The organism is Pedobacter agri PB92 (genome assembly GCF_000258495.1).
GTDB classification, from domain to species: Bacteria; Bacteroidota; Bacteroidia; order Sphingobacteriales; family Sphingobacteriaceae; genus Pedobacter; species Pedobacter agri.
The window spans coordinates 1-344 of record NZ_AJLG01000367.1 but is presented as its reverse complement, the minus strand read 5'-3'; the positions used below and the strand labels follow the sequence as shown (position 1 = coordinate 344).

Here is a 344-nt window from a genome sequence, read left to right as displayed (position 1 = left end):
CGATGCAGTAAAGTTTGTAGCAGGCTCGAAATAGCGGTATTCATCAAATACATCATAAGTTGGCAACAACGCTTTCCTGGCGATGGCCTTTATGTTTCCTTCTTCAATAAAATAAGCCGCATTAAACAAGTCTTTACCCTGTAGTACATCGTTCTTAATAGGCAAACCTAAAATACAGGCAATATCCACACAGTGTTTAGCAATTTCCTTTGCAGCATTTTCGCAAAGCGATATAAACTCATCAAATTCAAGATAATCTCTTGGAGGATAACCACAAATAGCCAACTCCGCAAAAACCACTAAATCGGCACCTTTTTCTTTAGCCAATTGAATGTGATCTTATT

Annotated in this window: 1 protein-coding gene; it reads right to left on the bottom strand. The window is 37.8% G+C overall.

Features of this window, described 5'->3' with window-relative positions:
* Positions 1-327: nitrilase-related carbon-nitrogen hydrolase (locus ON09_RS23910; RefSeq protein ID WP_010603602.1), on the bottom strand; the 327-nt coding region annotated here is incomplete at its 3' end.
* Positions 328-344: the final 17 nt, after the last annotated feature.